At 76.6% G+C, this 1,164-nt stretch carries 2 protein-coding genes; both read left to right on the forward strand.

Annotated features, from left to right (window positions below):
• Nucleotides 1–39 precede the first annotated feature (39 nt).
• Nucleotides 40–261 carry a DUF1737 domain-containing protein gene (locus tag GTR00_RS21345; protein WP_166613509.1) on the forward strand — a complete coding sequence of 74 codons (222 nt, stop codon included), beginning with the start codon at nucleotides 40–42 and terminating at the stop codon, nucleotides 259–261.
• A gap of 151 nt (nucleotides 262–412) precedes the next feature.
• On the forward strand, nucleotides 413–1,162 hold the full coding sequence (locus GTR00_RS21350; RefSeq protein ID WP_166613510.1) for a polyprenol monophosphomannose synthase: 750 nt from the start codon (nucleotides 413–415) through the stop codon (nucleotides 1,160–1,162).
• Nucleotides 1,163–1,164: the final 2 nt, after the last annotated feature.

Raw genomic sequence — 1,164 nt, forward strand, 5'->3', positions numbered from 1 at the left:
GGCCCTGCCCGCCCCCGCGAACGGAACGAGGAACCCGCGATGACCACCACCCCCGGCGAGGTCGACGGCCGCCTGCGCTACCGGCTGCTCACCGGCACCGACGACCGCGCGTTCTGCGAGAAGGTCAGCGCCGCCCTCGCCGACGGCTACGTCCTGCACGGCTCGCCCGCGCTGACGTTCGACGGCGAGCGCGTCGTCACCGCCCAGGCCGTCGTCCTGCCCGGCCCCCCGGCGCCCCGCTTCGTGCCCATCGAGGCCTGAGACCCCGAGGTCCCCGGGGAACCCGCGGGGGCCCTCCCGGACCCGCGGTGGTCGCGCGGGTCGTGGCCTCCCCGATCACCGCGGCGACGGCACGGGCGGCTGGGGTAGCGTCGGGCGTCCCGTTGCCCCGACCGACCCGAGCGAGCCCCCGTTGTCCCACGCCCTCCGCGCCGTCGTCGTCCTGCCCACGTACGACGAGGCCGGCAACATCGCCGTGATGCTGCAGCGGCTGCTCGACTCCCCCGCAGCCCCCGACGTCCTCGTCGTGGACGACTCCTCCCCCGACGGCACCGGCGAGATCGTGCGGCGCGTGGCGGCCGGGCTGCCCGAGGGGCGGGTGCGGCTGCTGACGCGCACGGTCAAGGACGGCCTGGGCGCGGCGTACCGGGCGGGGTTCGCCGAGGCCCTGAGCACCGGCGACCACGACGTCGTCGTGCAGATGGACGCCGACGGCTCGCACCCCGTGGAGGTGCTGCCGCGGATGCTGGACGAGCTCGCGGCCGGCGCCGACCTCGTCCTCGGCGCCCGCTACGTGCCCGGCGGCGCCCTCGACGACGCCTGGCCGTGGTACCGCAAGGCCCTCTCCCGCGGCGCGAACACCTACGCGCGGGTGCTGCTGCGCGCGCCGGTGGCGGACCTGACCGGCGGCTACAAGGCCTGGCGGGCGGACCTGCTGCGCTCGCTGGACCTGTCCTCGCTGACCGCCGCCGGGTACGCCTTCCAGATCCAGACGACGCTGGCGGCGCTGCAGCGCGGGGCGACGGTGCGCGAGGTGCCGATCCTGTTCACCGAGCGCACCTCGGGCACCTCGAAGATGTCGGGGGCGATCATCACCGAGGCGATGGGCGCGGTGTGGCGGATGCGCCGGCACGGCCCGGCGGGGCGGCCCGCCCACCGCTGAGC

The organism is Kineococcus indalonis, from assembly GCF_009906395.1.
Classification (GTDB): domain Bacteria; phylum Actinomycetota; class Actinomycetes; order Actinomycetales; family Kineococcaceae; genus Kineococcus; species Kineococcus indalonis.